General features: G+C 63.2%; 24 protein-coding genes and 1 rRNA gene (1 of these 25 only partly in view). 1 reads left to right on the plus strand and 24 read right to left on the minus strand.

Annotated elements, in window-relative coordinates; genetic code table 11:
- Both KTR60_RS18625 and murA read right to left on the minus strand, forming a co-directional pair.
- Positions 1-104: ribosomal RNA gene (locus KTR60_RS18625) — 16S ribosomal RNA — on the minus strand (it extends 1,414 nt beyond the left edge of the window).
- 587 nt (positions 105-691) lie between these two features.
- Complete coding sequence (gene murA, locus KTR60_RS18630) at positions 692-1,951, minus strand: UDP-N-acetylglucosamine 1-carboxyvinyltransferase (RefSeq protein WP_228401139.1); 1,260 nt, start codon at positions 1,949-1,951, stop codon at positions 692-694.
- 54 nt (positions 1,952-2,005) lie between these two features.
- On the opposite strand from murA, the gene KTR60_RS18635 reads away from it, so the two are divergent.
- Positions 2,006-2,578: a cob(I)yrinic acid a,c-diamide adenosyltransferase gene (locus tag KTR60_RS18635; protein ID WP_116056461.1), complete on the plus strand. Its 573-nt coding sequence runs from the start codon at positions 2,006-2,008 to the stop codon at positions 2,576-2,578.
- 10 nt (positions 2,579-2,588) lie between these two features.
- Here the strand turns inward: KTR60_RS18635 and KTR60_RS18640 are convergent, their stop codons facing one another.
- The 22 genes from KTR60_RS18640 to argS form a co-directional block, all read right to left on the minus strand.
- The gene (locus tag KTR60_RS18640) at positions 2,589-3,011 is read right to left on the minus strand and encodes a DUF2550 domain-containing protein (protein WP_029255703.1); all 423 of its coding nucleotides are present in this window, start codon (positions 3,009-3,011) and stop codon (positions 2,589-2,591) included.
- Positions 3,012-3,060: 49 nt separating this feature from the next.
- Positions 3,061-3,429, minus strand: coding sequence for a F0F1 ATP synthase subunit epsilon (locus tag KTR60_RS18645; RefSeq protein WP_003941287.1), 369 nt, complete (start codon positions 3,427-3,429; stop codon positions 3,061-3,063).
- A 6-nt stretch (positions 3,430-3,435) separates the two neighbouring features.
- Complete coding sequence (atpD, locus tag KTR60_RS18650) at positions 3,436-4,887, minus strand: F0F1 ATP synthase subunit beta (protein WP_003941349.1); 1,452 nt, start codon at positions 4,885-4,887, stop codon at positions 3,436-3,438.
- A 3-nt stretch (positions 4,888-4,890) separates the two neighbouring features.
- Positions 4,891-5,874: a F0F1 ATP synthase subunit gamma gene (locus KTR60_RS18655; RefSeq protein ID WP_003941320.1), complete on the minus strand. Its 984-nt coding sequence runs from the start codon at positions 5,872-5,874 to the stop codon at positions 4,891-4,893.
- A 48-nt stretch (positions 5,875-5,922) separates the two neighbouring features.
- Complete coding sequence (atpA, locus tag KTR60_RS18660; RefSeq protein ID WP_007726218.1) at positions 5,923-7,566, minus strand: F0F1 ATP synthase subunit alpha; 1,644 nt, start codon at positions 7,564-7,566, stop codon at positions 5,923-5,925.
- Positions 7,567-7,628: 62 nt separating this feature from the next.
- Entirely contained in the window at positions 7,629-8,453 is an 825-nt protein-coding gene (locus KTR60_RS18665) for a F0F1 ATP synthase subunit delta (protein WP_003941304.1), read from the minus strand.
- Positions 8,454-8,458: 5 nt separating this feature from the next.
- Complete coding sequence (locus tag KTR60_RS18670) at positions 8,459-9,019, minus strand: F0F1 ATP synthase subunit B (RefSeq protein WP_003941337.1); 561 nt, start codon at positions 9,017-9,019, stop codon at positions 8,459-8,461.
- A gap of 7 nt (positions 9,020-9,026) precedes the next feature.
- A complete protein-coding gene (locus KTR60_RS18675) occupies positions 9,027-9,269 on the minus strand; it encodes an ATP synthase F0 subunit C (RefSeq protein WP_003941327.1) in 243 nt (80 codons plus the stop codon).
- A gap of 83 nt (positions 9,270-9,352) precedes the next feature.
- On the minus strand, positions 9,353-10,180 hold the full coding sequence (gene atpB / locus KTR60_RS18680) for a F0F1 ATP synthase subunit A (protein WP_042445557.1): 828 nt from the start codon (positions 10,178-10,180) through the stop codon (positions 9,353-9,355).
- Positions 10,181-10,460: 280 nt separating this feature from the next.
- The gene (locus KTR60_RS18685; protein WP_019749175.1) at positions 10,461-10,931 is read right to left on the minus strand and encodes a glycine zipper family protein; all 471 of its coding nucleotides are present in this window, start codon (positions 10,929-10,931) and stop codon (positions 10,461-10,463) included.
- Between the two features lie 32 nt (positions 10,932-10,963).
- Complete coding sequence (locus tag KTR60_RS18690; RefSeq protein WP_228401140.1) at positions 10,964-12,151, minus strand: glycosyltransferase family 4 protein; 1,188 nt, start codon at positions 12,149-12,151, stop codon at positions 10,964-10,966.
- The gene (glyA, locus tag KTR60_RS18695; protein WP_054186743.1) at positions 12,148-13,473 is read right to left on the minus strand and encodes a serine hydroxymethyltransferase; all 1,326 of its coding nucleotides are present in this window, start codon (positions 13,471-13,473) and stop codon (positions 12,148-12,150) included. The genes KTR60_RS18690 and glyA overlap by 4 nt, the downstream gene beginning before the upstream one ends.
- A 2-nt stretch (positions 13,474-13,475) precedes the next feature.
- Positions 13,476-14,138, minus strand: coding sequence for an L-threonylcarbamoyladenylate synthase (locus tag KTR60_RS18700; RefSeq protein ID WP_228401141.1), 663 nt, complete (start codon positions 14,136-14,138; stop codon positions 13,476-13,478).
- Positions 14,135-15,067, minus strand: coding sequence for a peptide chain release factor N(5)-glutamine methyltransferase (gene prmC / locus KTR60_RS18705; RefSeq protein ID WP_054186744.1), 933 nt, complete (start codon positions 15,065-15,067; stop codon positions 14,135-14,137). Before prmC ends, KTR60_RS18700 begins: the two co-directional genes overlap by 4 nt.
- A 77-nt stretch (positions 15,068-15,144) precedes the next feature.
- A complete protein-coding gene (prfA, locus tag KTR60_RS18710; RefSeq protein ID WP_003941341.1) occupies positions 15,145-16,224 on the minus strand; it encodes a peptide chain release factor 1 in 1,080 nt (359 codons plus the stop codon).
- A gap of 146 nt (positions 16,225-16,370) precedes the next feature.
- Positions 16,371-16,607 (minus strand): 50S ribosomal protein L31, encoded by a 237-nt coding sequence (gene rpmE, locus KTR60_RS18715; RefSeq protein ID WP_003941310.1) that lies wholly within the window; start codon positions 16,605-16,607, stop codon positions 16,371-16,373.
- A gap of 226 nt (positions 16,608-16,833) precedes the next feature.
- Positions 16,834-18,972, minus strand: coding sequence for a transcription termination factor Rho (rho, locus tag KTR60_RS18720; protein WP_228401142.1), 2,139 nt, complete (start codon positions 18,970-18,972; stop codon positions 16,834-16,836).
- 503 nt (positions 18,973-19,475) lie between these two features.
- A complete protein-coding gene (gene thrB / locus KTR60_RS18725) occupies positions 19,476-20,420 on the minus strand; it encodes a homoserine kinase (protein ID WP_007726194.1) in 945 nt (314 codons plus the stop codon).
- Positions 20,421-20,464: 44 nt separating this feature from the next.
- Positions 20,465-21,547: a threonine synthase gene (gene thrC, locus KTR60_RS18730; protein WP_003941280.1), complete on the minus strand. Its 1,083-nt coding sequence runs from the start codon at positions 21,545-21,547 to the stop codon at positions 20,465-20,467.
- Positions 21,544-22,857 carry a homoserine dehydrogenase gene (locus KTR60_RS18735; protein ID WP_007726192.1) on the minus strand — a complete coding sequence of 438 codons (1,314 nt, stop codon included), beginning with the start codon at positions 22,855-22,857 and terminating at the stop codon, positions 21,544-21,546. Before KTR60_RS18735 ends, thrC begins: the two co-directional genes overlap by 4 nt.
- The gene (lysA, locus tag KTR60_RS18740) at positions 22,854-24,275 is read right to left on the minus strand and encodes a diaminopimelate decarboxylase (RefSeq protein ID WP_003941384.1); all 1,422 of its coding nucleotides are present in this window, start codon (positions 24,273-24,275) and stop codon (positions 22,854-22,856) included. The genes KTR60_RS18735 and lysA overlap by 4 nt, the downstream gene beginning before the upstream one ends.
- Positions 24,272-25,924: an arginine--tRNA ligase gene (argS, locus tag KTR60_RS18745; RefSeq protein ID WP_007726189.1), complete on the minus strand. Its 1,653-nt coding sequence runs from the start codon at positions 25,922-25,924 to the stop codon at positions 24,272-24,274. Before argS ends, lysA begins: the two co-directional genes overlap by 4 nt.
- Positions 25,925-25,956: the final 32 nt, after the last annotated feature.

The following is a 25,956-nucleotide window of genomic DNA, read 5'->3' on the forward strand; positions in this document are numbered from 1 at the left end:
ACCCGTTCGCCGCTCGTGTACCCCGAAAGGCCTTACCGCTCGACTTGCATGTGTTAAGCACGCCGCCAGCGTTCGTCCTGAGCCAGGATCAAACTCTCCGTTGAAGACTCTAGATATCACCAACCCGAAGGCCGGCTAATCAGTCATAGACAAAAAGAGTCAAATCACTAGCAAAAAAACTCAACTAGCAAAAAATGTGTCGGCAACCATTCAGACGGAAGAATGAACAATCACCGACGAAAAATACTCACACCACACACAAACCAACCAAACCCCAAGAGGCGGTTGATCATTCGCGGATGTGAAGTACCAAAAAAATTTTGGCACTGACATTCATCGACACACTGTTGAGTTCTCAAAGAACACGCACACACCATCACCACGACCCTATGGCCGCCGCTCCGGGGCAACTTTTCCAGCCTATCCCAACCAAGTCACCGGCGCAAACCGGAACCCCGTGAAGAAAAACTGGATTGTGTTCGCCAGGCACTTCGTACAACCTCGTGTCACTCACCCTCGCAGGTGGGAGTCGGTGTCCGTGTCGCTCTGACCTGGAATAAGTTACGCGAACCTTCAATCAATTCACAAATCGCCTGGTCACCACACCGAATTGGCCGATTAAGGCCAGGTCAGACCGTTGAGCTTTTCCGCCAACTGCGAATAGGCCCGAGTGTGACGCCGAGCACCGAAGCTATTCGGAGCCCACCCGCTCGATCACTCCCCCGAGTCCACGGAGATTCTCGACGAATCGCGGGTACCCACGGTCGATGTGGAAGATGTCGTGAACTTCGGTGGTTCCGTCCGCAACCAACCCCGCAAGCACGAGCCCGGCGCCGGCCCGAATGTCCGAAGACCACACCGGTGCACTCGACAACACCGGAACTCCGCGGATCACCGCATGGTGACCGTCAGTACGAGCGTCGGCGCCGAGTCGGATCATTTCCTCGACAAATCGGAAGCGCGATTCGAACACGTTCTCGGTGATCATCGACGTGCCTTCGGCAACCGCAGCCAAACCGATTGCCATCGGCTGCAGGTCGGTCGGGAATCCGGGGTACGGCAACGTTGCGAAATTGACCGCTTTAGGCCGTTCACGCTGAATGACGCGGAAACCGTCAACCTCGGGAGTCACCTCCGCGCCGGCCGTCCGAAGCTTGTCGAGGACCAGTCCGAGATGCTTGTGGTTCACCCCGCGAACGCGGACGTCACCCCTGGTCATGGAGGCAGCGACACCCCATGTTGCGGCAACGATCCGATCACCGATGACGCGGTGCGTAGTCGGTTCCAACTTGCGGACGCCTTGAATGGTGAGCGTCGAACTTCCGCCGCCAGATACCTTGGCGCCCATCTCGTTGAGCATGTTGCACAGATCCACGATCTCGGGCTCACGTGCAGCGTTGTCGATCACTGTCTCACCACGGGCGAGGACCGCTGCCATCAAGATGTTCTCGGTTGCACCCACAGACGGGAAGACCAGGCGGATGTTCGCTCCATGCAGGTCGTCTGCCTCGGCAACTACACATCCGTGTTCGATCTCGCTGCACGCACCCAACAGGCGGAGCCCGGATTGGTGCATGTCGAGGGGCCTCGAACCGATGGCGTCACCGCCAGGCAAGGCAACAACAGCGCGTCGACAACGCGCGACCAGCGGACCGAGAACACACACTGACGCTCGGAACTGTTTCACCGCATCGAAGTCAGCGTGATACTTCGGCTCGGCCGGCGTCGTGATCCGCACTTCGGAATCTTCGAGTTCGACTTCGCAGCCCAGACCTCTCAGAACGTCCGCCATCAGCGGTACGTCGAGAATGTCCGGGCAGTTGGTCACGACAGTGGTGCCTTCGGCCAACAGCGCCGCGGCCATCAGCTTCAACACACTGTTCTTGGCCCCTCCCACCAGTACTTCACCTTCGAGGCGGTTACCCCCGGTCACAAGAAAGTGCTCACTCACGGTTCACAGCCTAGAGCCACAACCTCGTCGGCACCGCGCCGGTACCGTAGCCCTATGTCTGTTCACCTGACGAAGATCTACACCCGGACCGGCGACGACGGGACCACGGGCCTCAGCGATTTTTCCCGCGTGTCCAAGAACGATCCGCGTCTGATCGCATACGCGGATTGCGACGAGACCAATGCAGCGATCGGTGTGGCCGTTGCCCTCGCCACTCCCCCGGAGAATCTCCTCGCAATGCTGCGCCAGATCCAGAACGACCTTTTCGACGCAGGGGCCGACTTGTCCACCCCCGTGGTCGAGAACCCGAAGTACCCGCCGCTACGAGTGACTCAGTCCTACATCGATCGACTCGAAGGATGGTGCGATGAGCTCAATGAGCAACTGGCACCGTTGAATTCGTTCATTCTGCCGGGCGGTACCGCCTTGGGGGCCCTGCTTCACGTAGCAAGAACCGTCTCGCGGCGTGCGGAGCGTGCGGCTTGGTCCGCCATCGATGCGAACCCGGAAGACACGAGCGTGCTCCCCGCGAAATACCTCAACAGATTGTCGGATCTGCTCTTCATCATGGGAAGAGTGGCAAATCCTGAAGGTGACGTGCTCTGGAAGCCCGGCGCCGGGGCTTGAGCGGGACCGGTCAGGCGGTGCGTCGCCTACGGGCGCGCCCGTCCGGCCGCGATTCCACCCAGGACAGGAACGCTGTCAATGCTCCACTGTCCAAAGCGATTTCGTAGGCCGACGAGCCGTCATTGACCTTGACCACGACGATGTCGTCGCTCATGATGTCGAATTCGGTACCCGAGGGAGAACGACGGCTCTCGACCTCGATACCTTGACGATCGATCCTGGAGTCCGGGCCCGGCCGCAGACTCGACAGTTTGAAAAAGACAAAGGTGCTTTCGCCGTAGCGAATGATTCCGTGACGCCACCCGCTGTCCCCCGGGGATGGCAGAACACGAAGCAGTGCAGCGGTACCGCCGCGACGCAGAACCAGCAGACGATACAGAAAAGCCGCGACGAGAACCGCGAGCAGCACAACCAGAATGATCAACACAGTCATTCCGAATGTCACTGTTCGTCGGCTCCCGTCGCGGCTTTACTCGAGTAACTTACGCGCGCTCGACGGCCCGGAGCTGACCCTTGGCGACCGCAATCGCTTCGAGGTCGCCCGAGTTCTCGGCCAAGACAGCCTTGGCTGCCTCGACGTCGATGTCCTGTGCCATGTCCGCGGACTCGGCAAGGATCGTCACCGTCGTCGCAGTGACGGAGAGGAATCCTCCGTGTACCGCAGCAACGATACGCTCGCCGTCGACCGAGGTGATCGACACGGTTCCGCCCTCGATCAGCTGGCCGAGGACCGGCTCATGCCCAGGCATGATTCCGATTTCACCCTCGGTGGTCTGAGCGCTGACCAGCGTCGCCGAACCAGACCACAAGCGCTGCTCGACGGCAACGAGTTCTACGGTCATCTCAGCCATCGTGGACTACTTCCCGGCCATCTTCTTGGCTGCAGCCTCGACGTCGTCGAGTCCACCGCAGCTGTTGAATGCCTGCTCGGGCAGGTGATCGAACTCGCCCTTGCAGACGCGGTCGAAGGCTTCGATCGTGTCGCGGAGCGGCACGACGGAGCCGGGCTCACCGGTGAACTTCTCGGCAACGATGAAGTTCTGGCCGAGGAACTTCTGGATACGACGGGCGCGGCCGACGAGGACCTTGTCCTCTTCCTGAAGCTCGTCCATACCGAGGATGGCGATGATGTCCTGCAGTTCCTTGTACTTCTGCAGGATGCGCTTGACCTCGTTGGCAACGCGGAAGTGCTCGGCACCGACGATGCCGGGCTCCAGGATGCGGGAGGTCGAGCTCAGCGGATCCACAGCGGGGTAGATACCCATCTGCGAAATCGGGCGCGAAAGCTCGGTGGTGGCATCGAGGTGCGCGAACGTCGTAGCCGGCGCGGGGTCGGTGTAGTCGTCGGCGGGCACGTAAATAGCCTGCAGCGAGGTGATCGAGCGACCACGGGTCGAGGTGATGCGCTCCTGGAGCTCACCCATCTCGTCCGCCAGCGTGGGCTGGTAGCCCACTGCCGAAGGCATACGGCCGAGGAGGGTGGAAACCTCGGAGCCTGCCTGCGTGAAGCGGAAGATGTTGTCGATGAACAGCAGAACGTCCTGGCCCTGAACGTCGCGGAAGTACTCCGCCATCGTCAGTGCGGACAGGGCGACGCGCATACGCGTTCCGGGGGGCTCGTCCATCTGGCCGAAGACAAGGGCGGTGTCCTGGAGGACGCCCATCTCTTCCATTTCCAGGTGGAGGTCGGTGCCCTCACGGGTACGCTCACCGACGCCTGCGAACACCGAGGTGCCCGAGAACTCGCGAGCGATACGCGTGATCATTTCCTGGATCAGAACGGTCTTGCCGACGCCGGCGCCACCGAACAGGCCGATCTTTCCACCCTTGACGTACGGGGTGAGGAGGTCGATGACCTTGATGCCGGTCTCGAGGATCTCGGTCTTACCTTCGAGCTGATCGAAGGCTGGTGGCTTGCGGTGGATTCCCCACTGCTCGCCGTCGCGGCCGAGGCCCGGGGTGTCGAGGCAATCGCCCAGTGCGTTGAACACGTGGCCCTTGACGACGTCACCGACGGGAACCGAGATCGGCTTGCCCGAGTCGGTCACTGCAGTGCCGCGGACGAGGCCGTCGGTGGGCTGCATGGAGACGGTGCGGACCAGGTTGTCACCGAGGTGCTGTGCAACCTCGAGCGTCAGCGTCTTGGCGACCGAGGGAAGCGTGATCTCGGCGTTCAGGGCGTTGAACAGTTCAGGAACAGCGCCACGCGGGAATTCAACGTCCACGACGGGACCGATGACCCGCACGACGCGGCCGGCTACGGCCGAAGCCGAACCTGCCCCGTTGTTTTCGGTTACTGCTGCGGTCATGTGCTAGTCACTTCCTGCGCTCGAGGCGAGCGCGTTGGCGCCGCCGACGATCTCGCTGATTTCCTGGGTGATCTGGGCCTGGCGAGCCTGGTTGGCCTGACGGCTCAACGTGTTCACCAGTTCGTTTGCGTTGTCCGTCGCGGCCTTCATGGCAGTACGACGGGCTGCCGACTCCGATGCCGCAGCATCGAGAAGCGACGAGAAGATACGAGTGCTGACGTACTTCGGGAGAAGAGCGCCGAGAAGCTTCTCGGGCTCGGGCTCGAAGCTGAAGTCCGCGACGGGGCCATTGTCATGGTCGTCGTCGTGGCCGTTGGTCAGCATGTCGTCACCGAGTTCGATGCGCTCTTCCGACACGAAGACCTCGAGAGGAGCCATACGGCGAACCTCGGGAGTCTGCGTCAGCATCGACACGAAGCGGGTGTAGACGATATGGAGTTCGTCGACGCCCTCGATCGTGCCTTCACCGTTCGGAGCGGCAACCTGGTTACCCGAACCAGCCATGAACAGCTCCACCAGGTGGCGGCTGGCCTTCGCTGCATCCGAGTAACCCGGATCCTGCGAGAAGCCGGTCCACGCAGCACCGATGTCGCGGCCGCGGAACGTGTAGTAGCCGAGCCCCTTGGAACCGAGCACGTACACGACCGGCTCCTTGCCCTCGCTGCGGAGGAGAGCCATGAGCTCTTCTGCCTGCTTGAGGACGTTGGAGTTGTAGCCACCACACATGCCGCGGTCACTGGTGACAACGAGGACCGCTGCCCGCTTGGGCTCCGGACGCTCGTTGAGCAACGGGTGATCGAGCGAAGCAGACGCACTCGCCAATTCGGTGAGTACCTTCGTGATCTCCTCGGCATACGGCTTGGACGCGGCGACGCGAATCTGAGCCTTGGTGATACGCGAAGTCGCGATCAGTTCCTGTGCCTTGGTGATCTTCTTGGTCGAGTTGACCGACTTGATACGAGACCGCAATTCGAGAATGCTCGCCATCGATCAATCACTCTCCCTTCGGAATTCGCAGTGTCATGGGCGCGTACGTCACTTGCTGACGGTCTTGCGCTTGACGTTGATCTGCTCGTTCGCGACCTCGTCGGCGCCCAAAGCGTCAGCCTCGGCTTCGTTCACGACCCGGCTTCCGTCGGATGCGATGAAGCCTTCCTTGAACTTGTTCGTCGCGGCGATCAGCTCAGCAGCGTTGTCGGCATCGAGTGCCTTACCGCCGTTGATGCTGGAGTAGACGCCAGCAGCCGAGTGCTTGAGGTCTTCGAGCAGTTCCTTCTCGAAGCGACGGACGTCGCCGATCGGAACGCTGTCGAAGATGCCTTCGCCGGCCAGGTAGATCGAGACGATCTGGTCCTCGACAGGGATCGGGCTGTACTGATCCTGCTTGAGCAGCTCGACCAGACGGGCACCGCGCTCGAGCTGAGCCTTGGAGGCAGCGTCGAGGTCGGATGCGAAAGCGGAGAACGCTTCGAGCTCACGGAACTGAGCCAGTTCCAGACGCAGCGAACCGGAAACCTTCTTCATGCCCTTGGTCTGTGCAGCGCCACCGACGCGGGAGACCGAGATACCGACGTTGATCGCGGGGCGAACGCCCTTGTTGAACAGGTCGGACTCGAGGAACACCTGACCGTCGGTGATGGAGATGACGTTGGTCGGGATGTACGCCGAGACGTCATTCGCCTTGGTCTCGATGATCGGCAGAGCCGTCAGCGAGCCGCCGCCGAGTGCGTCGGACAGCTTCGCCGAACGCTCCAGCAGACGGGAGTGCAAGTAGAAGACGTCACCGGGGTAAGCCTCGCGTCCCGGCGGGCGACGCAGCAGCAGCGAGATGGCGCGGTACGCCTCTGCCTGCTTGGTCAGGTCGTCGAACACGACCAGAACGTGCTTGCCCTGGTACATCCAGTGCTGGCCGATGGCCGAGCCGGTGTACGGTGCGAGCCACTTGAAGCCTGCGGAATCAGATGCCGGAGCAGCAACGATGGTGGTGTATTCCATCGCGCCCTTCTCCTCGAGGGCAGCCTTGACGCCCGCGATGGTGGAACCCTTCTGACCGATGGCAACGTAGATGCAGCGCACCTGCTTGTTGACATCGCCGGAATCCCAGTTGGCCTTCTGGTTCAGGATGGCGTCAATGCAGACCGCGGTCTTGCCGGTCTTGCGGTCGCCGATGATGAGCTGGCGCTGGCCGCGGCCAATCGGGGTCATGGCGTCGATAGCCTTGATACCGGTCTGGAGCGGCTCCTCGACCGGCTGGCGCTCGAGCACCGAAGCGGCCTGGAGCTCGAGTGCACGGTTCTCGGTGCTCTCGATCTCGCCGAGGCCGTCGATGGGCGCACCCAGCGGGTCGATGACGCGGCCGAGGAAAGCATCGCCGACGGGAACCGACAGAACGTCGCCCGTGCGCTTTACTTCCTGGCCTTCTTGAATGTTCTGGTAATCGCCAAGGATGACGGCACCGATTTCGGTGGCATCCAGGTTGAGCGCGACGCCGACGATTCCACCGGGGAACTCCAACAGCTCGTTGGACATAGCCGAAGGCAGGCCAGAGACGTGCGCAATGCCGTCACTGGTGTCGGTCACTGTGCCGACCTCCTCACGGGAGGCCTCCGGGGAGTAGCTCGCGGTGTAGTTGTCGATCGCGCTACGGATCTCGTCGGAGGAGATCGTCAGCTCCGCCATGTTTTTCCTGCTCTCGGTGTCTGGTCTTCGAAAAGATCTGGAGTATGTGTTCGGCTGAAGGACTACTTGAGGTTCTTCCGCAGTGCTGCGAGTCGACCCGCTGCGCTGCCGTCGATAACCTCGTCGCCCACCCGGACGACCAAGCCGCTGAGGAGTTCTGGATCGACCTCGACGTGCACTGCTACCGGCTTCCCGTAGGTGCGGGTAAGAGTGCTCGCCAAGCGATCCGACTGCTCCGAGCTCAACGCCGAGGCGCTGCGAACGTGAGCAACGGTGGTATCGCGCTGCGCTGCGGCAAGATTCGACAGCTGATCGAAAGTGTCTGCGGGTGCAGACTTCAACCGGCCGACAGCCTGTCCGGCGAGTGCCTCGGTGACCGCGGTGACCTTGCCGTAGAGCAAGCGGGAGAGGAACTCACGCTTGCGGGCTGCGGGAACCGACAGATCCGAGAGCGTCTGCTCCAGGCTGGGATCCCCTGCCACGATGCGACCGAGACGGAAGAGCTCGTCCTCAACGGTGTCCAACTGGCTCTGATCGGCTGCGGCGCGGAGCAGAGCTTCGCGTCCGAGCAGTTCGAGCGAGTTGACCAAGTCGCGGGCCGCAGACCAGTCCTGGCCTGCAGCTGCCTTCACGGTGGCGAGCGCCTCGGCGCCGACCTTTCCGGAGAACAACTGCTCTGCCAAAGCCTGGCGACCAGCGGCCGGTGCCGAAGCGTCAGCCAGCGCGCTGCGAAGAGCGCGCTGGCCGTCGAGTACCTCGACCACCGAGAAGAGCTCGGACCCAGCCTGAGCAGAAGCAGCAGTTGCGGCTCCTGCAGAGACGGCGCCCAGGGCACTGCTCAGCGCAGAACGAGTCTGCGCCAAGGCTTCACGGCTCGCTGCGTACATGTTGCTCACTTCCTGGCTGAATCAGCGCTGACGGTGTCGAGCTCGTTGAGGAAACGATCAACCGTTCCGGCGCGCTTCACGTCGTCGGCGAGGGACTCCCCGATGACCTTCTCGGCCAGGTCTACAGCGGTCTTGCCGAGATCCGAGCGGAGCTCAGCGACAATCTGCTGACGCTGGGCGACGAGCTGGCTGTGGCCTGCGGCCACGATGCGGTCGCTCTCGTCCTGCGCCTGAACCTTCATGTCAGCGATGATCTGCTGACCCTGGGTACGCGCTTCCTCACGGATCTGCGCTGCCTCGGTACGAGCTTCGGCGAGCTGCGCGCGGTACTGCTCGAGCGCTGCTGCTGCCTCCGCCTGTGCGTCTTCGGCTTTCTTGATGCCGCCCTCGATCTGCTCGGTGCGTTCGGCCAAGACCTTCTGGAACTTCGGAAGAACGAGCTTCCAGAAGACGAAACCAACTACTACGAGCGCGACCGCGGACCACACGATGTCGTATGTCTCGGGGATGAGGGGATTGTGTTCAGTCGTCCCCTCCGCCGCGAGAATTGCGATGGTGGCTGCCATGTCGGTCTTAGAAGATGAAGCCGGCGACGAGGCCGATCAGCGCGAGGGCCTCGGTGAATGCAATACCGAGGAACATGGTGGTACGAACCTGGCCGGCCATCTCGGGCTGGCGGACCATGCCTTCGATTGCCTTGCCCACAACGATGCCCACGCCGATGCCGGGGCCGATTGCTGCGAGGCCGTAGCCGATGGCTCCGTAGCCGCGCGACTTGGTCTCGACAACTTCCTGAGCGAGGTAAGCGATGCTCATGGTGTTCCATTCCCTTTCTGTTGACCTCCGCCGGATTCGGCAAGAGGCTCAGTTCTTGGTGTAGCTGGTGAGGAGGTAAAAGGTCAGTGCTCGTCGGCGTGGAGCGCCAGATCGATGTACACCGCGGTCAGCAGCGCGAACACATAAGCCTGCAGGAAGATGACCAGCAGCTCGAAGAACGTGAATGCGATACCGGCAATGATCGACGGAACACCGAAGATCGCCTGGAATCCGCCGGACACGAAGAAGAAGTAGTTCGTCGCGCTGAAGAACAGCACCAGCAGGATGTGGCCGGCCAACATGTTGGCCATGAGACGAACCATCAGCGTGAACGGGCGCAGGATGAAGGTCGAGATGAACTCGATGGGCACCAACAAGAAGTGCAGGGGCAGCGGGACGCCGGGAACGACGATGCTGCTCTTGACGTACTTGAAGAAGCCGTACTTCTTGATTCCGACGTAGTTGAACACGATGTAGGCGAGCGCCGCGAGTACCAGGGGCATACCGATTCGTGCGTTCGGCGAGATGTTCAGGAAAGGAATGATGCTGGCCAGGTTGCTGGCGACCACGATGAAGAAGATCGTCGTGATGACCGGCAGGAAGCGCTTGCCCTGTTCCTTGCCCAGGATCTCCTCGGCGATGTTGATCCGAACGAAGTCGAGCGCAAGCTCAGCGGCGTTCTGAAGTCCGCGGGGAACCAATCGAGGGCTGCGCATCGCGATCACGAAGAAGGCTGCGACCAGCACCGACATCAGCAGACGAATCAGCATCAGACGGTCGAGCTCGAAGGGGCCCGCGTGGATCAACACGGAGGGCGGGAAAAAATCGTCTAGTGACGGCGCATGGAATTCATCCGCGGCCAGGGTGGTGACGCTCAGCGTTCTCTCCCGTAGTCGGTCCGCAGCCATCATTGACTGCGGTTCGATCGGACATTGACGATCTACAAGTCGACAAGTTCGACTCGCGCATTCGTCAGCAGCTGGAGAACCCTAGAGGGGCCTGGCGTCTGTCGGTGTCGGCGACTCTCGTCGACTCAGTGGTCAGAATTTCGACCACCTGCGAGCACATGGCATCGTCGGCTGAGTGTTACTCGGCCCACCATTGCTCTCGCTTGAACCGAACCTTATCAAGTCATCTACGACATTGTGTAGATGGGGTACCTGGAAGTCCGATCAGTTACCTCTTGTAGTACTACTCGTCGTCGTCGACGTTGCTGCTGGGAGTGGGATCGACGTACGGAGTTTTGGTTCCCAGGACGCCGTAAGTCTCCGCACCGAGCACCACGACCAGCGACATGATGATGACCAGGACGAGGGCGGTCTTGTTGTAGAAATCCATGTCCGAGAGGACAAAGAGAACCACCATCGCGAGAATCATCTTCAGCAGCCAGGTACCGAGCAGAACTGCACCGGCCGTGAGCGCAGGCAGCTTCGCTGTGAGCAGCACGCCCAACGCCGTGAACAGGATGAACCCGCCGCCTACGGCTGCGCCGATCAAAGCGCCGTAGACGCCTTCCTTACCGGCGAAGAGCCCGCCCAGGAGCGCGCCGACCACGGCCAGCGCGATCAGCCCCATCACACCCCACTTCACCGCCGACTTCATGGCGGCGGTCGAATCAGGGATGGGTTGCGAGGCAGGTACAGGCTGCGGCGTGTTCGTCACGATGCCCAAGGGTAATGGATCGGAAAACTTGGCTACCGACGCTGTTGCTTGCGATCGATCAGGGAAGGCACCGCGGTGAAGAACAAGGCAATGACCAACCCGGCCGCAACCAGTACGACAACCAGCTGTCGATTGAGCAGCGAGGATCCGACGGCACCGAAAGCCAGAACGCTGACCCACAGGTAGATGACCAGCACAACCCGTCGGTGCGTGTGTCCGATTTGCAGGAGGCGATGATGCAGGTGCATCTTGTCCGGGCTGAACGGACTGACGCCCGCTTTCGTCCGGCGGATCACGGCCAGGAGCATGTCCAGCATGGGGATGAACATCACAGCTCCGACCAGCAACAACGGCGCGAGAAGGCCGACGAGGTCGCGGGTTCCGTAGGCAGTGAGTGGAATACGACCGGATGCACTGGTCGAGATCGCAGCCAGCATCAGACCGATCAACATCGACCCGGAATCGCCCATGAAAATGCGCGCTGGATTGAAGTTGTGCGGAAGAAAACCGAGACAAGCGCCTGCCAAAGCCGCCGCGATCATCGCCGGCGGGTAGACACTCGCGTCGCCGCCCTGATCGTGGAGAAGACCGATCGAGAAGATGAGGATGGCGAGCGCCGCAATCAGACCCAACCCGGCGGCCAATCCGTCGAGACCGTCGACAAAATTCATGGCGTTGATGGTCGCGACGGCAACAGCAACGGTGAACAGTCCGGATTGAATCTGATCGAGGATGATGGTGGACCCACCGTCACCGCCGAACGGGTTGTAGATGATGAACCAGCTGACGCCCATCACCACGAGAACGCCGGCAGCAGTCACCTGACCGACAAATTTGGTGAGGGCGTCGAGGCCCCACCTGTCGTCGATCACACCCACGAGGACGATGACGGCGCCAGCTACGAGCGCAGCGTGTACGTCAGGACTGCCGAAGCCGAAACCTCTTGTGAGCGCGGGTAATTGCTGCGCAAACAGCAGACCGACAGCCATGCCGATATACATTCCGACGCCACCGAGGCGCGGAATCGGCTCGACGTGAACGTCCCGATCACGAGGAATCGCGACAGCGCCGAACCGCAGCGCCAACAACCGGACTGCGCCAGTCGCCAGGTAGGTCACCACCGCCGCCGTACACAGCACGAGCAAAAGTTCACGGATGGGAACACCCGCTCCCCCGCCACCCTGTGCCAGATACGTGGTCGCCTCGTAGGAAGTGATCACTGCTCGAGATCACCCGTCTGGCGGGCATAGGCAGGCTTTGCCCGGACCAGTTCGCGAACGCCGTCGGCAACTGCTGCCAACTCGGCCTCTCCTGACGTGGTGGCGGGGTCCGCGACAACTGCGCGCGCGATCAACTCCCCCACCACGCTCATGTCGGAGCGGTTGAAACCCTGGGTCGTCACGGCCGCGGACCCGACGCGGATTCCGGACGTGACGGCGGGCGACTGCGGATCGAACGGAATCGCGTTCTTGTTGAGCGTGATCGAAGCCAGTCCGCACCTACGCTCGGCGTCGACGCCGGTGACACCGCTTGCGCGCAGGTCGAGAAGCGCCAGATGTGTGTCGGTTCCACCGGACACGGTGCGCAGACCGCGAGCTTCCAACGACAGCGCGAGCGCCGATGCGTTGGCAACCACTTCCTGTGCATACCAACGATATTCCGGCGTCGACGCCTCTTTGAACGCAACCGCTTTCCCGGCGATCGCATGCATCATCGGGCCGCCTTGAATGAAGGGGAACACCGCGCGATCTACAGCCGAGGCATGCTCGCTGCGGCACAGGATCATTCCGCCGCGCGGGCCTCTGAGGACTTTGTGCGTCGTCGCGGAGACGACGTCGGCGTACGGAACGCACGAAGGTATCGCCCGGCCTGCCACCAGTCCGATGAAGTGGGCGGCGTCGACCCACAGGATCGCACCGACCTCGTCTGCGATCGAGCGGAAGGCTGCGAAGTCGATGGTGCGGGAGTACGCGGTCGCGCCGGCGACGATGATTTTCGGCTTGTGCGCCAGAGCCAGGGTGCGAACCTCGTCGTAGTCGATCAATTCGGTGGCCGAATCGACGTGATAGGGAACGGTGGTGAACCACTGCCCAGAAAAGCTGACGCGAGACCCGTGAGTCAGATGCCCACCGTGCGGCAGACTCATCGCCAATACGGTGTCGCCGGGCTTGGCGAATGCGGCGTACACCGCGAGATTCGCAGTGGCCCCCGAATGCGGTTGGACGTTGACGTGCTCGGCGCCGAACAGCGCCTTTGCCCGATCGATCGCCAGATTCTCGGCTACGTCGACGTACTCGCACCCGCCGTAGTAACGCCGACCCGGATAGCCCTCGGCGTACTTGTTGCTCAGGGTCGAACCCAAGGCAGCCAGTACCGAGGGGCTGGTGAAGTTCTCGCTCGCGATGAGTTGAAGTCCGTCGCGCTGACGCTCGAGTTCGGCCAGCGCAACAGCCGCGATCTCGGGGTCTGCCGTGGCAAGCTCACCGAAATCCGGTCCCCAATACGTGGATTCCCCCGCGCGCTCGCCGCCGGCGCCGACCATCGTTACGAAACTCCCTCTACGAGACTTTCCGGACTGGTGCCCAATACCTCGGCGATGGATTCTGCCGAGACGGCACCCACTCGCAAGATACGCGGTGAATTGCCGGTCAGGTCGACGATCGTGGAAGCAACGGCGTGTTCGGCCTTGCCCCCGTCGAGATACACGCTGGCAGATCCGCCGAGCTGATCTCGGGCTTCCTCGACGGTAGTTGCCGGCGGACGCCCCGAGATGTTGGCGCTCGAGACGGCAAGCGGTCCGACATCGCGCAACAGTTCGAGGGCAACCGGGTGGAGGGGCATGCGGAGCATGACGGTTCCGCGGGTATCACCGAGGTCCCAGGCAAGTGAAGGCGCCTGCTCGACGACCAGGCTCAGTCCGCCGGGCCAGAATGCGCGGATCAGATCCCGTGCCTGCGGGCGCACGCTGTAGACGAGCCCGTCGATGGTGTTCCACGATCCGACCAGTACCGGGACGGGCATGTCTCGCCCGCGTCCCTTGGCGCGCAACAGACTCGCGACAGCTTCGCTGTCGAACGCGTCGGCGGCGAGTCCGTAAAGGGTGTCGGTGGGGAGAACTACGAGTCGGCCGGCCTTGAGCGCGTTCTTCGCGGCGGCCAAGCCTGCGGTTCGGGAATCTGTCTGACTGCAGTCGTACACGGTGCTCACTCAGCCATCCTTTCACTCTGCGCTTCGGGCGTTCGATTCCGCTGTGCTTCGACGTCGGTGGCGACACGTCTGGCGACGACGAATCGCGGACGACCGGCAAGATCTGGATGCTGCGCGACCTCGCCGAATACCCGGCGCGCCGAGAACAGCGCAGCGACGCCGTCCCCGTTGGTGTCGTCGTGCTCGATGCCTGCCGCGCCGCCGATTCGAAGCCACCGCGCGATGTTGCTGATCATGGGTTTGATGACGGACAGACCGTCGACGCCACCGAACAACGCGGTGTGCGGGTCGTAATCCATGACCTCAGGCTGCAATTGCGCGCCTTCGGGGATGTACGGCGGATTGGAAACGACCAGATCGACGCCGCCCTCGAGCCCCGGCAACAGGTTCCGATCGGTGACATCGCCCTGATGCAGATGGATCGGTGTATCACCGGCGGCCTCGCGGTCGGCAGCATTACGACGCGCCCACGCCAACGCGGCGGGCTCCTTCTCCACGGCGTGAACGACGGCGTCCGGACGGGCCTCGGCGATGGACAGCGCGAGTACACCCGATCCCGTGCACAGGTCCAGAACTACCGGCGGCTTGCTTCCGCAACCTTCGAGGAACGAGAGTGCCCAACCCATGAGCAGTTCGGTTTCCGGCCGCGGAATGAAGACACCCGGCCCGACAGCGACGTCGATGTTGCCCATCGACGCGACTCCGATGATGTGCTGCAACGGAATCCGCTTCACGCGTTGGGCAACCAACTCGTCGAAGGCCGCGATGACCTCGGGATCGACCAACGGAATCAGTCCGAGACGCGTGCGTTCGACCCCGAGAAGGTGGGATGCCAACAACTCGGCGTCGGTGCGTGGGCTGGGCACACCTGCGGCGTCGAGCTGTTTTGCAGCTTCGATCAGCGCCAAACGAAGTGGAAGTCGACTCACGGGTACAGCCTGCCACGCTCGACCGACACGCGGTTCACCGAGTTCCCGGCGGGATGGAGGTCAGTCATGGTCTGCATCTACTCGGCCGCGAGACGCGCCTCTCGGTCCGCCTTGCCCAATGCATCGAGAAGTGCGTCGAGCTCACCGTCGAGCACCGCATCGAGGTTGTGCGACTTGAATCCGATGCGGTGATCGGTGATGCGGTTCTCGGGGAAGTTGTAGGTGCGGATGCGCTCCGAACGGTCCACCGTCCGAACCTGACTCTGGCGACCTGCCGACGCTTCAGCGTCCGCGGCTTCCTCGGCGACTACCTGCAAACGGGCTGCAAGGACCTGCATGGCGCGCGCCTTGTTCTGGAGCTGCGAACGCTCGTTCTGGCAGGTGACGACGATGCCAGTCGGAAGGTGCGTGATTCGGACAGCAGAGTCGGTCGTGTTGACGCCCTGACCGCCCTTGCCGGACGAACGGTAGACGTCGATACGCAGGTCACTTTCGTCGATCTGGACCTGCTCGACCTCTTCGGGCTCCGGGTAGACCAGAACGCCGGCAGCCGAAGTGTGAACGCGCCCCTGGGATTCGGTGACGGGCACTCGCTGGACGCGGTGAACGCCGCCCTCGAACTTCAGCCGCGCCCACACTCCGTCCGGGGTGTCCGACTTGCTCTTGATCGACAGCGTGGCTTCCTTGTATCCGCCGAGATCGGAGACCGTCGCGTCGAGAATCTCGACGCGCCAGCCATGCCGTTCCGCGTAGCGGACGTACATGCGGGCCAGGTCCGAGGCGAAGAGCGCGGATTCTTCGCCGCCCTCACCGGACTTCACTTCTAGGACGATGTCGTCGCCGTCATGCGGATCACGCGGCGCCAACTGATCGGTAAGCGTCTGCTCGAGCTGCGCGACCTCGGCTTCGAGATCGGGGATCTCGGCGGCGAAGCTGGAATCGTCGGCGGCTAGTTCGCGCGCGGCTTCCAGATCGTCCTGCGCAGCGGTGAGCTTGTTGTACGTCGACATGATCGGCGAGAGCTCGGAGAACCGCTTACCGACGCGCCTGGCAGCGGCAGGGTCGTTGTGCAGCGCCGGATCGGACATCTGTGCTTCGAGACCGGCGTGCTCCGCCAAGATGTCGTCGATGGCCGAGGGCTGGGTTGCGCCTGCCATGGTTCGCTCCGCTCTGAGTTTCGATTCCTACGGTGCGCGCTTGAAGGTATTTCGACGCCGGGACCCGGGAAACGCGCAAACCGAGTGCAGGCACAAAAAAGCCGACGCCCGATCTGCGCATGGCAGATCGGGCGTCGGCGGAACAGCTAGGACTCGGTGGCCGGGACCTTGCTGTCTGCGCGCTTGCCGTAGCGAGCCTCGAAGCGAGCGACGCGTCCACCGGTGTCGAGAATCTTCTGCTTGCCCGTGTAGAACGGGTGGCACTGCGAGCAAACCTCGACGTTGATGCGTCCGGACTCCTTGGTGCTGTGGGTCTCGAACGTGTTACCGCAACCGCAGACGACGGTGGTCGCTACGTAGGTTGGGTGGATTCCTGCCTTCATGGTGTCCCTTTCAATGGTCGCCGGGTCGACGTCGCCAATCGACATCGTGAACCGGAACCGGACTCGGCCGTTCAGTATGCCAGATGCGGTACCTCACCGGATAATCCGCGTCTCGCACGCCTCGGGGTGGCTGTACGAAGTTGTCAACGCACTGTCGCTCGGTTTTGTTCCGCCCACGCAAAAGGCCCACAACCAGCTGGTTGTGGGCCTTTTGACGTCGAATCGATCAGTCGTCGATCGCACCCGGTGCGGTCTTGGAGACCTGCATCAGGAACTCGAGGTTGTTCTTGCTCTTCTTCAGTCGATCGATCAGCAGATCGATGGCCTGATGCGAGTCCAGACCGGACAGGACGCGGCGGAGCTTGTGCAGCACCGCAGCTTCGTCCGGGCTCAGGAGCAACTCGTCCTTACGCGTGCTGGACGGGTTGACGTCCACGGCCGGGAACACGCGGCGTTCGGCGATCTTGCGATCGAGCTTGAGCTCGGCGTTGCCGGTGCCCTTGAACTCTTCGAAGATCACGGTGTCGCCGGTGGATCCGGTCTCGACCATTGCGGTAGCGATGATGGTGAGCGATCCACCGTTCTCGATGTTGCGGGCAGCACCGAGGAAACGCTTCGGCGGGTAGAGCGCCGTCGAGTCGACACCACCGGAGAGGATGCGTCCCGACGCCGGCGAGGAGTTGTTGTACGCACGACCCAGACGCGTGATGGAGTCGAGCAGTACGACGACGTCCTTACCCATCTCGACCAGGCGCTTCGCACGCTCGATTGCCAGCTCGGCAACTGCGGTGTGATCTCCCGGCGGGCGGTCGAAGGTGGAGGAAATGACCTCACCCTTCACGCTGCGCTGCATGTCGGTCACTTCCTCGGGACGCTCGTCCACGAGGATGACCATCAGGTAGCACTCAGGATTGTTGGTGGCGACGGCATTCGCGATCGCCTGCAACACGCTGGTCTTACCTGCCTTGGGCGGGCTCACGATGAGGGCGCGCTGGCCCTTACCGATGGGCATCACCAGGTCGATGACACGCGTGGTGAGAATGTGCTGCTCGGTCTCGAGGCGCAGACGCTGGTTCGGGTACAGCGGCGTGAGTTTGTTGAACTCGGGGCGCTTCTTCGCGGCCTCGACGTCGCCGCCGTTGACCGTGTCGATGCGAACCAGCGGGTTGAACTTCTGGCGCTGGCTGCCCTGCTCACCGTCACGCGAGACGCGGACGGCACCGGTGATGGCGTCGCCACGGCGAAGGCCGTTCTTGCGGATCAGGTTCATGGAGACGTAGACGTCGTTGGGACCGGCGAGGTACCCGGACGTACGCACGAAGGCGTAATTGTCGAGGACGTCGAGGATGCCGGCGACCGGCTGAAGGACGTCGTCCTCACGAATCTCGGTCTCGCGTGAATCGTTGGGTGCGCCACCCTCACCGCGGTCACGACCACGGCCACGGCGCTCGCGGAAACGGCGTCCGCGGCGTCCGCGTCCACCCTCTTCGTCGTCGTCCGGCCCGTTGTTGCGGTTGTCCGTGCGAGGACCGGCGTTGTTCTGGCCGGCGTTGTTCTGATTGCCGCGATCCTGACGGTCCTGGCGATCCTGGCGATCCTGGTTGCCCCGGTTGCCCTGGTTCTCGCGCTGGCCCTGGTTGTCCCGCTGGCCCTGGTTGTCCCGGTTTCGCTCGCGGCGGGGACGCTCGTTGCCCTGCTCGGCGGGAGCCTGATCAGCGTCGGACTTGCCCTCGGTGCGCGCAGGACGCTCGGCCGGAGCCTCGGCCTTGGCGGTCTCGGCGACCTTCGAAGAATCGGCGGCCTTCGCGGTGTCCGCGTCGGACTTCACCGAAGGAGCTCCCTGCTCGATGCTCAGTTCGCCCTGGTCGGGTGAACCTGCACGACGAGCGGCGCCACGACGCTGACGTCCGCGACGGGGTGCGCTCTGATCGGAATCCTCGGCGGATTCGGTACGCGCAGGCGCGGCCTCGGCAGGAGCCGACTCGGCTGCCGGAGCCGTTTCGGCTGCGGGGGTTTCGGTGCGTGCGGCGCGAGTGCTCTTGGCACGAGTGCGCGCAACGGGTGCGTCGTCGAGAGTGAGTTCACTCTGTGCGGGTGCAGCCTTCGCGCTGCCGCCCTGGCGCTCCTTGATGGCTGCGATCAGGTCACCCTTGCGCATGCCGGAAGTGCCTTTGATGCCCAGTTCACCCGCAAGAGTGCGGAGTTCGGTGAGCACCATGCCGGAGAGTCCGGCACCACGGCGCGTTTCGGCACGCTTCGTGGAGGTCGCCACCGCACCGTTCGATGCTGAAGATGACGCCTGAGAATTGTCGCCTGATTCCGACCCGGCGGGTGCAGAAGTGGCGATGAGGTCCGTATCGGTCACGGAGGTCCTTTCCTTCCCTCACTCGCACTGCGCAAAGTCGAGGGTTCGTCCCGCAGTTCGATTGAATACCGAACTCGGTGGTGCCGTACGTGGTTGCTGTCCAGAACTGCCGGCTTGTCCGCCGTCACATGATTGTCGGAAACTCTCGCCTCAAACTTTTCATGCGCTCGCAAACCTGCCCAACGCGCCTTCGTCGACGATTCACTCCCCCGTGTGTTGAACCCCAGAGTGATGGAACCTCTGAGTGTTCGATCCGCGGAGGATTCAAACCTTCGGAGAAGGTACAAGCGTGAGGATCATGCCTGCGAGAATCATGCCAAGGACTGTGGACCCCGATTGGGAAGGAGTTTTGCCCCCTGGTGATGCACCGGCGACTGACGCGCACGATGTACGGACATAGCCCAGGATAGCGCCCAAACCTGAGTCCGGCAAGAATTTGGACGACTGGGTGTGTCAGTTCACTACCGATCGGTAGTGGGCGATCACCAGGACCAAGGCAGGGATCAGACCGTCGTCGTGGATACTTCGACGCCGTCGGCGATGTCCAATTCGAGCACACGTAGTCCGTCTGCCCGCGCCGCTTCCGCGAGTTCGACGGGGAAAGGTTCTGTGCTGAGCGCCAACACGGTGGGGCCGGCTCCGGAAACGGTCGCAGCAATACCCGCCTCGCGCAGGATCCCGATCCATCGCGTCGTGAGCGGAAGCGCGGGTGCGCGCTGTGCCTGATGCAGGCGATCCTCGGTGGCCGCCATCAACAGATCGGGCCGAGCAGTGAGCGCAACGACGGCGAGCGCGCTGCGGCTCGCGTTGAACGAGGCATCCTGGTGCGGAACCAATTCGGGCAGGAGCCCGCGAGTGTGTGCGGTGGACGACCGCTCCTCGGGAACCAGTGCCACAGCACGGATGTCGGGATGGACGTCGAGTTTGGCCGCGGAGTAGATCGGCTCGTCGCCTTCGACGGCCGGTGGGCAACTCCACGAGACGACTGCGCCACCGAGAACACTGGCAGACGCGTTGTCCGGGTGACCTTCGAACTCGGACGAGAGCTGAACCAACTGCTCTTCCGTCAAGCCGATCTCGGCATCGAGAGCGCGCGCCAGACCGTTGGCTGCTGCCAATCCACCGACAGCCGCGGAAGCCGAGGATCCCAACCCGCGCGAATGTGGAATCGCGTTGCGGCACAACACGTCCAGGCCACTGGCCCACACTCCGGCCGCCTCGAGACCACGCTCGATGGCGCGGACCACGAGATGCGAAGGACCCCAGGGCACGTCGGCAGCGCCTTCACCTTCGACGCGAATCTGAAGGCCTGAATCCGTTGTGGTGACCACGATTTCGTCGTACAACCCCAACGCCAGACCGAGGGTGTCGAACCCCGGCCCCAAGTTTGCACTCGAGGCCGGGACGCGAGCAGTCACCGAAAGGCCGATAGGCAGGGTTATAGTCATGTCAGACACCGGATTCCGCGGAGTGGTCGATGAATCCACGGACACTATGCAAGCTCGAGGGCAGCCGCGACGGCAACGGGATCGACACCGATCGGCTCGACGTTCGGCATACCCTTCAAAGCCGTGTCAGGATCCTTGAGACCGTTACCGGTCACCGTGCACACGACGGTCAGGCCCGGCTCGAGCCAGCCCTCTGCACGTGCGGCGAGCAGGCCGGCGACGCTGGCTGCCGACGCCGGTTCGACGAAGACGCCCTCGGTGGCGGCGATCAGACGGTAAGCCTCGAGGATCTTCTCGTCGGTGGCGGCACGGAATGCACCGTTCGACTCTTCCTTCGCGGCGACAGCGCCGTTCCAGGAAGCGGGAGAACCGATTCGGATTGCGGTGGCGATGGTTTCGGGATCCTTGACGGGTGCACCGTTGACCAGCGGAGCCGCTCCGGCTGCCTGGACGCCGAGCATGCGGGGCTTGACCGTGGTCAGACCGTCCGCGTAGTACTCGGAGTATCCGCGCCAGTACGCGGTGATGTTACCGGCGTTTCCGACCGGGAGTGCGTGCACGTCGGGAGCCTTGCCGAGGACGTCCATGATCTCGAATGCCGCGGTCTTCTGGCCTTCGATGCGCACCGGGTTGACCGAGTTGACGAGACCGATGGTGGGGAATTCGGCCGTGGTCTTGCGTGCCAGCTCGAGGCAGTCGTCGAAGTTGCCCTGGACCTGAATGATCTTGGCGCCGTGCATGACTGCCTGCGCAAGCTTGCCCATGGCGATCTTGCCCTGCGGGATGAGCACGGCGCAGGTCATGCCGGCCTTGGCTGCATACGCAGCGGCCGAGGCGGAGGTGTTGCCGGTGGACGCGCACAGAACTGCGCGCTGGCCACGGGCCAAGGCGTCGGTGACGGCCATCGTCATGCCGCGGTCCTTGAAGGAACCGGTGGGGTTGAGGCCCTCGACCTTGAGGTAGACGTCGCAGCCGGTGATCTCGGAGAGGTGGCCGGCCGGCAGGAGCGGGGTGCCGCCTTCGCGCAGGGTGACGGTCTTCCAGTTGTCACCGATCGCGAGACGGTCCCGGTATGCCTCGATGAGACCCGGCCATGCCTTGTGGACGGGGTTGACGATGCCGGTCATTGTTCAGTGCCTTCCAGTCGCAGCACGCTGGTCACAGCGGTGACGAATTCGAGTTCGTTGAGGGCCGCCACGGTCTCGGAGAGAGCCGCGTCGGTTGCTACATGAGTGACGACCACCAGACGCGCGCCGGCGCCGGCGCCCTCCTGGCGGACGACGGAGATGCTCACGCCGTGCTTGGCGAACTCGGCGGCGACTGCGGAAAGCACACCTTCCTTGTCCGCGACCTCCATGTTCACGTAGTAGCGCGTGAGGATGTCGCCCATCGGGGCGACCTTGAGCTTGGCGTACTTGGACTCGCGGGGGCCGCGGCCGCCGTGAACCTTGTTGCGCGCAGCCATCACCAGGTCACCCATCACCGCGGAAGCGGTGGGGGCGCCGCCTGCGCCCTGGCCGTAGAACATGAGCCGGCCGGCGTTCTCTGCTTCCACGACAACGGCGTTGAACGCGCCGTTGACCGAGGCCAGCGGATGGCTGAGCGGAACCAGCGCCGGGTACACGCGAGCGGAAATCCGCTCCTTGCCCTTGGGCGTGACGATGCGCTCGCAGATCGAGAGCAACTTGATCGTGCAGTCGAGTGCCTTCGCCGAAGCCAGGTCGGCGGAGGTGATCGTGGAGATTCCTTCGCGGTACACGTCCGCGGCAGTGACGCGGGTGTGGAACGCGATCGACGCGAGGATCGCTGCCTTCGCCGCGGCGTCGTAGCCTTCGACGTCCGCGGTCGGGTCGGCTTCCGCGTATCCGAGGCGTCCGGCTTCGGCCAAGGTCTCTTCGTAGTCGGCGCCGGTCTCGTCCATCGCCGAAAGGATGAAATTGGTGGTGCCGTTCACGATTCCGGCGACCTTGTTGACACGGTCTCCGGCCAACGACTGTGTGAGCGGGCGGATCACGGGGATCGCGCCGGCAACAGCGGCCTCGAAGTACAGGTCGACAGAGTTGGCCTCTGCAGCCTCCGCCAATTCACCGGTGTGGTCCGCGAGCAGCGCCTTGTTGGCGGTTACGACCGACTTACCGGAGTTGAGGGAAGAGAGAATCAGCTTGCGAGGGAGCTCGATTCCGCCGATCACCTCGACCACGATGTCGACGTCGTCACGACCGACCAGGGACTCGGCGTCCGTCGTCTGCAGTTCCTCGGGAATTCCGCGGTCCGAGCCGATACGGCGGACGGCAACCCCCCGCAGTTCCAACGGGGCGCCGACGCGAGCTTCGAGTTCCTCGGCCTGCTCACGAATGATCCGGACGACCTCGCTCCCGACGTTGCCGAGGCCGAGAACGGCCACACCGATAGCGCGATGCGCCGATTCGCTCGTCACTGCGATACCTCCAAGCTGAGCAGATCTTCCACTGTTTCCCTCCGCAGAATCACGCGTGAGACTCCGTCACGCACCGCCACCACGGCTGGGCGGGTGAGCAGGTTGTACCTGCTCGACATCGAATAGCAGTATGCACCGGTCGCTGCTACCGCTAGTAAATCACCGGGCCCGACGTCCTCGGGCATCCAGGTGTCCCGAATGACCACGTCACCGGACTCGCAGTGCTTACCGACGATACGTGCAACGACGGGATCAGCCTCGGAAGTTCGCGAAACCAACTTGGCTTCGTACTCCGCACCGTAGAGGGACGTGCGGATGTTGTCGCTCATCCCGCCGTCGACGCTGATGTAGCGGCGTGTCAGCGAGCTACCCACCGTGACGTCCTTGATGGTGCCGACCTCGTAGAGCGTCACCGTGCCAGGTCCGGCGATGGCGCGGCCGGGTTCGACGGCAAGCGTCGGCTCCGGCAATCCGGCCAGTGCGGACTCGTTGCGCACGATGTGGCCGAGCTTTGCTGCCAGTTCGTCGACGGGCGGCGGGTCGTCGGAGGGGATGTACGAGATCCCCATGCCGCCGCCGAGGTCGATGATCGAAATCTGCTTGGTCTTCTCGACTCCGAACTCGGTGACGACGTCGCGGAGCAAACCGATCACGCGGTGCGCTGCCACCTCGAAACCGTCGACGTCGAAGATCTGCGAACCGATGTGGCTGTGCAGGCCGACCAGGCGCAAGTTGTCGGCAGCGAAGACGCGACGGACCGCGTCGATCGCCGCTCCCCCGGCCAGCGAGAAACCGAACTTCTGGTCCTCGTGTGCGGTGGAGATGAATTCGTGAGTATGCGCTTCGACGCCGACGGTCAGTCGGATCAACACGTCCTGAACGACACCGGCCTCACCGGCGACACGATCGAGTCGGTCGATCTCGATCGACGAGTCGAGCACGACGTGTCCGACGCCCGCGGCGACACCAGCGGCCAGTTCGGCGACTGACTTGTTGTTGCCGTGCATGGCAATTCGCTCGGCCGGGAAGTCCGCGTGCAACGCGATCGCCAGTTCGCCGCCGGAGCAGACGTCGAGCGAGAGGCCTTCGTCGGCGACCCAGCGTGCGATCTCGCCACAGAGGAATGCCTTGGATGCGTAGTGCACCTTGGCATCCGGGCCGAAGGCGCGGGCCATGTCACGGCAGCGCGAGCGGAAGTCGTCCTCGTCGATGACGAACAGCGGGGTGCCGTACTTCTCGGCAAGTTCACCGACCTTGACACCCGCGAGGGTCACTTCACCGTCGTCGCCACGAGAAGCGTTGCGCGGCCACACCTGCGGTGAGAGTTCGCCGAAGGCTTCGGGGCTGGTCGGACGGTCGGGCAAGCCGGGGGCCTGCAACTGCTCGGCGTGCTTGGGGCCGGCGGGGTGCGCGTTCACATTTGCTCCGGTGCGGTGACGCCGAGCAGTTCGAGACCGTTGGCCAGGACCTGTCGGGTGGCGGCGCAGAGAGCCAGACGCGCGCGGTGCACGTCGGTGGCGTCTTCGTCGCCTTGCGGAAGGATGCGGCACGCGCCGTAGAAGCGGTGGTACGCACCCGCGAGTTCTTCGAGGTAGCGGGCAATACGGTGCGGCTCACGCAGATTCGCAGCGCTCGACACGACGCGTGGATACTCGCCGATCGTGCGGATGAGGTCACCCTCCTGCTCGACGGTGAGCAGGGCGAGGTTGCTCGCGTCGGCGGACAGACCGAGGTCTGCGGCGTTGCGGGCGATCGCCGAGAGGCGTGCGTGCGCGTACTGCACGTAGTAGACGGGGTTCTCGCTGCTGGTCTTGGTCCACAGGTCGAGGTCGATGTCGATGCTCGAGTCGACCGACGAGCGGATCATGACGTAACGCGAGGCGTCGACGCCGATTGCCTCGACCAGGTCGTCGAGGGTGATGACGGTGCCTGCACGCTTGCTCATCTTGACGGCAGTGCCGTCCTTGACGAGGTTGACCATCTGGCCGATCAGCACCTCGACGGTGTCCGGATCGTCGCCGAATGCGGCAGCGGCAGCCTTGAGACGGCCGATGTAACCGTGATGGTCGGCGCCGAGCATGTAGATACAGAGGTCGAACCCACGGGCGCGCTTGTTCTGGAAGTAGGCGATGTCACCGGCGATGTAGGCGGCGTTGCCATCGCTCTTGATGACGACGCGGTCCTTGTCGTCGCCGTAGTCGGTGCTCTTGAGCCACCACGCACCGTCTTCGTGGAAGAGGTTGCCCGAACCCTTGAGGGATTCGACGGCCTTCTCGACCGCACCGGATTCGAAGAGCGAGTTCTCGTGGAAGTAGACGTCGAAGTCGACGCCGAAGTCGTGCAGGGTCTGCTTGATGTGCGTGAACATCAATTCGACGCCGATGGCGCGGAAGGTTTCCTGCTGCTCGTCGGCAGGCAGATCCATGACGTCGGGACGCTGCTTCAGAACCGAGGCGGCGATGTCGGCGATGTATGCACCGGCGTAACCGTCTTCGGGAGCAGGTTCACCCTTCGCTGCAGCGATCAGCGAACGCGAGAAGCGGTCGATCTGGGCACCGTGATCGTTGAAGTAGTACTCACGTGTTACCAAACCACCCTGCGCGGACAGAATGCGTCCGAGCGCGTCTCCGACTGCGGCCCAACGGGTTCCACCGAGGTGAATCGGTCCGGTGGGGTTGGCGGAGACGAATTCGAGGTTGATCTTCTTGCCGGCGAGGGAGTCACCCGAGCCGTACGACGCACCGGCTTCGAGAACCGACACGACGATCCCGCCCTGGGCGTCCTTGTCCAACCGAATGTTGAGGAAGCCGGGCCCGGCGATCTCGGCGGATTCGATTCCGTCGGCAGCGGTGAGGGCTTCGGCGATCCAGCCCGCCAGCTCGCGGGGATTCGTGCCGACCTTCTTGGCTACCTGCATGGCAATGTTGGTGGCGTAATCGCCGTGCTCGGGGTTGCGTGGTCGCTCGACGGTGAGGGTTTCGGGTAGCACGGATACGTCGAGGCCACGATCGGCAAGGACGCTCGCTGCGGTTCCGCGGAGCAGTTCGGCAAGGTCAGCTGGAGTCACAGGTATTCATCCTATTGCCTGCACACCGGAAG

The organism is Rhodococcus sp. C1 (genome assembly GCF_020809065.1).
Lineage (GTDB): Bacteria > Actinomycetota > Actinomycetes > Mycobacteriales > Mycobacteriaceae > Rhodococcus_F > Rhodococcus_F qingshengii.

Coding starts and splice junctions, on each gene's coding strand:
- KTR60_RS18655 (WP_003941320.1), bottom strand. CDS start 5,874: ATGGCGAGCATTCTCGAATTGCGGTCTCGTATCAAGTCGGTCAACTCG.
- KTR60_RS18675 (WP_003941327.1), bottom strand. CDS start 9,269: ATGAGCATCGCTTACCTCGCTCAGGAAGTTGTCGAGACCAAGTCGCGC.
- atpD (WP_003941349.1), bottom strand. CDS start 4,887: ATGACCGCAGCAGTAACCGAAAACAACGGGGCAGGTTCGGCTTCGGCC.
- KTR60_RS18645 (WP_003941287.1), bottom strand. CDS start 3,429: ATGGCTGAGATGACCGTAGAACTCGTTGCCGTCGAGCAGCGCTTGTGG.
- thrC (WP_003941280.1), bottom strand. CDS start 21,547: ATGACCGGCATCGTCAACCCCGTCCACAAGGCATGGCCGGGTCTCATC.
- atpB (WP_042445557.1), bottom strand. CDS start 10,180: ATGATGGCTGCGGACCGACTACGGGAGAGAACGCTGAGCGTCACCACC.
- prfA (WP_003941341.1), bottom strand. CDS start 16,224: ATGGCAGGCGCAACCCAGCCCTCGGCCATCGACGACATCTTGGCGGAG.
- KTR60_RS18640 (WP_029255703.1), bottom strand. CDS start 3,011: ATGACTGTGTTGATCATTCTGGTTGTGCTGCTCGCGGTTCTCGTCGCG.
- KTR60_RS18670 (WP_003941337.1), bottom strand. CDS start 9,019: ATGGCAGCCACCATCGCAATTCTCGCGGCGGAGGGGACGACTGAACAC.
- KTR60_RS18665 (WP_003941304.1), bottom strand. CDS start 8,453: ATGTACGCAGCGAGCCGTGAAGCCTTGGCGCAGACTCGTTCTGCGCTG.
- thrB (WP_007726194.1), bottom strand. CDS start 20,420: ATGACTATAACCCTGCCTATCGGCCTTTCGGTGACTGCTCGCGTCCCG.
- KTR60_RS18635 (WP_116056461.1), top strand. CDS start 2,006: ATGTCTGTTCACCTGACGAAGATCTACACCCGGACCGGCGACGACGGG.
- glyA (WP_054186743.1), bottom strand. CDS start 13,473: ATGGTCGGCGCCGGCGGCGAGCGCGCGGGGGAATCCACGTATTGGGGA.
- atpA (WP_007726218.1), bottom strand. CDS start 7,566: ATGGCGGAGCTGACGATCTCCTCCGACGAGATCCGTAGCGCGATCGAC.
- rpmE (WP_003941310.1), bottom strand. CDS start 16,607: ATGAAGGCAGGAATCCACCCAACCTACGTAGCGACCACCGTCGTCTGC.